Annotated in this window: 6 protein-coding genes; 4 read left to right on the top strand and 2 right to left on the bottom strand. The window is 73.7% G+C overall.

All coding sequences use genetic code 11. The features are described 5' to 3' along the window. Nucleotides 1-1,054: glycerate kinase (locus VIP82_RS12270; RefSeq protein WP_331908946.1), on the bottom strand; the 1,054-nt coding region annotated here is incomplete at its 3' end. Nucleotides 1,055-1,131: 77 nt separating this feature from the next. Between VIP82_RS12270 and VIP82_RS12265 the strand changes: the two genes are divergently transcribed. Together VIP82_RS12265 and galE are read left to right on the top strand one after the other, a co-directional pair. Continuing rightward, entirely contained in the window at nucleotides 1,132-1,833 is a 702-nt protein-coding gene (locus VIP82_RS12265; protein ID WP_331908944.1) for a ThuA domain-containing protein, read from the top strand. 93 nt (nucleotides 1,834-1,926) lie between these two features. Then, nucleotides 1,927-2,907 (top strand): UDP-glucose 4-epimerase GalE, encoded by a 981-nt coding sequence (gene galE / locus VIP82_RS12260; protein ID WP_331908942.1) that lies wholly within the window; start codon nucleotides 1,927-1,929, stop codon nucleotides 2,905-2,907. Between the two features lie 125 nt (nucleotides 2,908-3,032). Here the strand turns inward: galE and VIP82_RS12255 are convergent, their stop codons facing one another. Next, nucleotides 3,033-4,004 carry a LacI family DNA-binding transcriptional regulator gene (locus tag VIP82_RS12255; RefSeq protein ID WP_331908940.1) on the bottom strand — a complete coding sequence of 324 codons (972 nt, stop codon included), beginning with the start codon at nucleotides 4,002-4,004 and terminating at the stop codon, nucleotides 3,033-3,035. A 138-nt stretch (nucleotides 4,005-4,142) separates the two neighbouring features. Here VIP82_RS12255 and galT point away from each other — a divergent pair, with 138 nt between their 5' ends. Both galT and galK read left to right on the top strand, forming a co-directional pair. Beyond that, nucleotides 4,143-5,333 (top strand): galactose-1-phosphate uridylyltransferase, encoded by a 1,191-nt coding sequence (galT, locus tag VIP82_RS12250; RefSeq protein WP_331908948.1) that lies wholly within the window; start codon nucleotides 4,143-4,145, stop codon nucleotides 5,331-5,333. Then, nucleotides 5,330-6,399 (top strand): galactokinase (gene galK / locus VIP82_RS12245; protein ID WP_331908938.1); only part of this gene is annotated, 1,070 nt, incomplete at its 3' end. The genes galT and galK, both read left to right, overlap by 4 nt.

Below are 6,399 nucleotides of genomic sequence, written 5' to 3'. Positions count from 1 at the left end.
CATCCCCCGACCCGGCGAGGGCGGTCAGCGACGACGTCGCGGCGAAGCCGGCGGTGTCGGCTTCGCCGGTGATGCGCCCCGCGACCAGCGCGGACGGCACCCCGGCGGACGCCGCGATCGCACCGACGTGAGCGGGCACCTTGCCTGCGGCGGACTGCCCGTCGTACGACCCTTCGCCGGTGACCACCACGTCCGCCGCAGCAACCGCGGTGTCGAGCCCCACGAGCTCCGCGACCGCCGCCGAGCCGGGCACGAGCCGAGCACCCCATGCCAGCAGGCCGAAGCCCGTGCCGCCCGCCGCGCCGGCGCCCGCGGCATCCGGATCCGCGTCGACCAGCGCCGCCAGGCGCGCGAGCGCCGCGTCCAGTGCGAGGACGTCGTCCGGGTCCGCACCCTTCTGCGGGCCGAAGACGGCGGCTGCGCCGCGTGTGCCGAGCAGAGGGTTGGTCACGTCGCTGAGCACGGTCACGCCTTGCGGCGGCAGGGGCGCGAGGCCAGACAGGTCCGCCGCCGACACCGTGGCGACACCTCGCGCACCGTCGACGATGGGCGCGCCCGCGGCATCCGTGAACCGTGCCCCGAGCGCCGTGAGCATGCCCGTGCCGCCGTCGGTGGACGAGCTCGAGCCGATGCCGAGCACCAGCCGCGAGACGCCGTGGGCCAGCGCGGCGGCGATGGCCTCGCCGAAGCCCCGTGTGTGCGCGTCGAAGGCACGCAGCCGCGGCGGCGTGCCGAGCAGCTCGATGCCGCTCGTGTTCGCGAGCTCCACGACAGCGGTTCCACGCGGGGCCTCCGCGGTGGCGGACAGCAGCACCCAGGACGCGTCGACCGGCGTACCCTCGGGACCGCTCACCGTCACGGGCATGCGGCGCGCACCCGGCACCGCGGCCGCGAACGCGTCGACGGTGCCCTCGCCGCCGTCGGCCATCGGCATCAGCCGGACGTCGTCGGACGGCCGCACCCGCCGCCACCCGGCGGCGAGGGCCTCGGCCGCCGCGGCCGCACCGATGGTGCCCTTGAACGAATCGGGGGCGATCACGACGGTATGGGCCATGGCGTCATTCTCCTCGGGAGCGCACGGCTGCGCCGGTGGTGGCGACATCCATGCGGGAAAGCGTTATCCTGCAGATCATGGTATCCATGGACCACCCGGAAGCCGAGCCCTCAGCGCCACGCGCGGTGATCGCCACCGGAACCGGCCGCTACGCCGACCCCTGGCATCCCTTCCCCGCGACCTCCGCGCGCATCGCGGCGGCGCTGCGCTGCGACGGGTGGGACGTCACGGTGGATGACGACGTCGACCACGCGCTCGCGACGCTCGACGGCGCCGACCTGCTCATCGTCAACGCGGGCGACCCGTGGCGCGAGGGCGGCACCGAGCTCGGCCGCCGCGCCGATCTCGCCGCCGACGCGGGGCTGCGAGCCGCGATCGCCCGCGGCATCGGGCTCGTCGCCATCCACTCGGCACTGTCGAGCCTGCGCGATCATCCGGCGTGGCGCGAGGCGATCGGCGGCGAGTGGCAGCCGGGCCTGTCGTGGCACCCGCCGATCGGCGACGCACGCGTCAGGATCGTCGACGGCGACCACCCCGTGACCGAGGGGATGCCGCCGATCGACGTGTTCGACGAGCGCTACAGCGAGCTCGTGGTCGACGACGGCGTGCGCGTGCTCGCCGTGCACGACGTCGACGGCGTCGAGCATCCGGCCGTCTGGGTGCGGGAGCGCCCCACGCGCGCCGTCGTGTCATCGCTCGGCCACGACGAGCGCGCCTTCGACTCCCCCTCCCATGTCGCGCTGCTGCAGCGCGCGGCGCGCTGGTCGGCCGGGGTCTGACGCCCGGATCCGGAGCGGTCCGGCGAACCCGGCAGAATGGAAGCGGCGCCGCTCGGCGAACCGACCCCAGCTGAATCCGACCAACGGAGTGACATGACCTGGCTCGTGACCGGAGGTGCCGGCTACATCGGCGCCCACATCGTCCGCGCGCTCGCCGACGCGGGCCTCTCGCCCGTCGTCATCGACGACCTCTCGAGCGGGCACGCCGGCTTCGTGCCCGAGGGCGTGCCGTTCGTCACCGGCTCGATCCTCGACGCCGACCTCGTCGAGCGCACGCTGCGCGAACACCGCGTCGAGGGCGTCATCCACCTCGCCGGCTTCAAGTACGCCGGCGTCTCGGTGCAGCGCCCGCTGCACACCTACGCGCAGAACGTCGAGGGCACCCGGGCGCTCCTCGCGGCGATGCAGGCGGCGGATGTCGCCCACCTGGTGTTCTCGTCGTCGGCCGCCGTCTACGGCACGCCCGACGTGCCCCTCGTGACCGAGGACCTGCCCAAGCGCCCGGCCTCGCCGTACGGCGAGTCCAAGCTCATCGGCGAGTGGCTCATCCGCGACCAGGCGATCGCCACCGCCGCCTCCGAGCACGCGCTCCGCTACACCGCGCTGCGCTACTTCAACGTCGTGGGATCCGGAGACCCCGCCGTCTACGACACCAGCCCGCACAACCTGTTCCCGCTGGTCTTCGAGGCGCTCATCGAGGGGCGCACCCCGCGCATCAACGGCGACGACTACGACACCCCCGACGGCACCAACGTGCGCGACTACGTTCACGTCGCCGACATCGCGGCCGCCCACGTCGCGGCTGCGCAGCGCCTGCTCGCGAACCGGCCGATCGAGCCCGCGTACAACCTCGGCTCGCAGAACGGCCTGAGCGTGCGCGAGATCATGGACGCGATGGCGCGCGTCACGGGGATCAGCTTCACGCCCGAGATCGCGCCCCGCCGCGCCGGCGACCCCGACCGCATCGTCGCGACCGGCGAGCTCGCCGCCCGCGACCTCGACTGGAAGAACCGCTACACCGTCGACGAGATGGTGCAGAGCGGCTGGGAAGCCCGCCGCAACGCCCACGTCTGAGTCTCACCCTCGGCCATTGATGGGTCACTGCTGTGTGCTCGGGTGTCACGAAACGCGCCGACACACTGGCGGATGCCGCACTTCGTGACACCCGAACGACGAGCGCGGAGGCGCGAAAGGCGAACTCAGCGGGCGGGCGCCGTGCTCGCGCGCACGACGAGCCGCGTCGGCAGCGTCTCGAACGCGGCGGGAGCGCCGGCCTCGATGCCCTCGACGAGCGCCGCGACCGCGCGCGATCCGAGCGCGTCGAAGTCCTGGCGCACCGTGGTGAGCGGCGGGCGGTAGTCGGCGGCATCCGCCACGTCGTCGAACCCGACGACGCTCACGTCCGCCGGCACCGCGCGCCCCGCCTCGGCGAACGCGCGCAGGACGCCCAGCGCCATCTGGTCGTTGGCGGCGAAGACGGCAGTCGTGCCGCCATCGAGGAGAGCGGATGCCGCGGCGAACCCCGACGCCGAGGTCCAGTCTCCGCGCACCACGGGCGGGACCTGCGCGCCCGACGCGTGCAGTGCCTCGCGCCAGCCCCGCTCGCGCTCGTCCGCGGCGAACGAGCCCGCGGGCCCTGCCAGATGGTGGACCGTCGCGTGCCCGAGGTCGAGGAGGTGGCCCACGGCCAGTCGCGCGCCGCCCGAGTGGTCGGTCTCGATGACACCGAAGCGCTCATCGCGCGGTGAGTCGACGACCACCAACGTCAGTCCCGCCGCGCGGAGGTCGGCCTCGCGCACGCGCTCGGTCGCCTCGTTCAGCACGATCGCGCCATCGACCCCCTGGTCGGACAGGCGCTCGAAGGCGGCCGACACGTCACCCTGGGCGCCGAGCGTGACGACGGTGAGCGCGTAGCCGCGGGCGGCCGCGGCATCCGCCACCGCCTGCAGCATGCGGGAGTTGCCGACCGAGGCGAGCGTCGACACCACGAGGCCGATGGTCTGAGTGCGACCGGTGCGCAACGCGCGGGCCGCGCGATGCGGACGGTAACCGAGCTCCGACATCGCCGACTCGACCCGGGCGCGGGTCTCGGGATCGACGCGCGGGCTCGCGTTGACCACGCGCGACACGGTCTGACCCGAGACGCCGGCGCGCTCGGCCACGTCCGCCATCGACACCCGCCTGGCCGTCATAACCCACCCCGATTCGGCTCGGATGCCGAGCGAAGCGTGACGCGCGGCATCCGCGTTCCCTGATCCATGTTGACGCTAACATAGCGGACTTGCTACCGTGTTGACGTGAACACGCCCCTGGATGACCTAGCGACGTCGGCCCGCGATCTTCCGGGCGAAGCGCTCGGCGCCGGTGTCGTCAAGCGCCCGACCCGACTCGCCGACGGCCGCGACCTCATCTACTACGACGACCCCGGCACGGCGCTCGGCCCGGAGCGCTCCGTGGATGCGCGGGACCTCGCGCCCCGGCCCGAGACCGCGACCATGCGTCGCGACGTGCTCACCGGCGACTGGGTCTCGATCGCTGCCGCACGCCAGAACCGCGCGTTCCTGCCGCCCGCCGAGCTCGACCCGCTCGCACCGCAGACGCCGACGAACCCGTCCGAGATCCCGTCGCGGTACGACGTTGCCGTCTTCGAGAACAAGTCGCCGTCGTTCGGCCCGGCCCTCACGGAAGCGCTCGGCGATGCGCCGGCTGGCGCCGACGCCCCCCGCGACCTCGACGATCTCGTCGCCCCCGGCCTCGGCCGCACGCGCACGAGCGTCGGCCGCTGCGAGGTCGTGTGCTTCAGCCCCGAGCACTCCGGGTCGTTCGGCTCTCTCAGCCGCACCCGGGCCCGCACCGTCATCGAGGCGTGGGCCGACCGCACCGCCGCGCTGTCGGCGCTCCCCGGCGTCGAGCAGGTGTTCCCGTTCGAGAACCGCGGCGAGGCGATCGGCGTGACGCTCCCCCACCCGCACGGGCAGATCTACGCGTACCCGTACATCACGCCGCGCACCACGAGCCTGCTCGCATCGATCGACCGCGAAGGACCCGACCTCTTCGAGCGCATCCTCGCCTTCGAGCGCGCGGGCGAGCGCGTGATCCTCGAGGGCGAGCATTGGACGGCATTCGTGCCGTTCGCCGCACGCTGGCCGATCGAGATCCACCTGCTGCCCCACCGCCACGTCGCCGACTTCGCCGCGACGACGGATGCCGAGCGCGACGAGCTCGCTCCCCTGTACCTGCGTCTGCTGCGCGGCGTCGACGCGCTCTACGACTCGCCGACGCCGTACATCGCGGCGTGGCATCAGGCCCCCGTGCACCGCGGTCGCGATACGGCACGGCTGCACCTGCAGCTCACGTCGCCGCGCCGGGCCGCCGACAAGCTCAAGTTCCTCGCCGGATCCGAGGCCGCCATGGGCGCCTGGATCGGCGACATCCCGCCCGAGTCGGCCGCCGCGAAGCTGCGCGAGGCCGTCGCATCCATCCCCGAGGAGACCCCGTGACCGCCACCGACACCCGCGCCGCCGCGAACTCCCGGGCACTCTTCGCCGACCGGTTCGGCGCCGAACCGGTCGGCACCTGGTCGGCCCCCGGGCGCGTGAACCTCATCGGCGAGCACACCGACTACAACGACGGCTTCGTGCTGCCCTTCGCCATCCAGCACCGCACGCACGTCGCGCTCGCCCCGCGTGCCGACGGGGTCTTCCGCGTGCGCGTCGCCTCGACGTTCGACGGCACGACCGCCGAGCTGGCCGTGGCCGAGCTCGCGGAGGTCTTCCCCGAGCGCCGCGACGAGGTGCCCGAGTGGGCCCGTTACCCGCTGGGTGTGGCGTGGGCGCTGCTGGCGGCATCCGAAACCGACCCGGCGTCCGTCCCCGGCGTCGACCTCGCCTTCGCCTCCGACGTGCCCGTCGGCGCGGGGCTGTCGTCGTCGGCGGCGATCGAGGGCGCGACCGCCGTCGCCCTCGCCGACGCGTGGGGAATCGACATCGACCGCGTCGCCCTGGCGAAGGTCGGCCGCCGCGCCGAGAACGAGGCCGTCGGCGCCCCCACCGGCATCATGGACCAGATGGCGGCGCTGCTCGGCCGCGCCGACGCCGCGATCTTCCTGGACTGCCGCTCGCTCGAGACAGAGGTCGTCGAGCTCGGCTTCGCGGATGCCGGGCTCGAGCTCGTCGTCATCGACACCGGCGTGAAGCACTCGCACGCGACCGGCGGCTACGGCGAGCGCCGGGCCGCCTGCGAGCGCGGAGCCGCCGCGCTCGGCGTTCCCGCGCTGCGGGATGTCAGCCTCGAAGATCTCCCCCGTCTCGCCGAGCTCGTCGACGACGTGACGTTCCGTCGCGTGCGCCACATCGTCACCGAGAACCAGCGCGTGCTCGACACCGTGCGCACCCTCCGCGAGCAGGGCCCGACCGCCATCGGCGACCTCCTCGTCGCGTCGCACGCCTCGATGCGCGACGACTTCGAGATCTCCGTGCCCGAGCTCGACACCGCGGTGGAGGCGGCGCTGGCCGCCGGCGCCGTCGGCGCCCCCACCGGCATCATGGACCAGATGGCGGCGCTGCT

It is taken from the genome of Microbacterium sp., from assembly GCF_036566905.1.
Lineage (GTDB): Bacteria > Actinomycetota > Actinomycetes > Actinomycetales > Microbacteriaceae > Microbacterium.
This window is presented reverse-complemented; position numbering and strand designations above follow the sequence as displayed.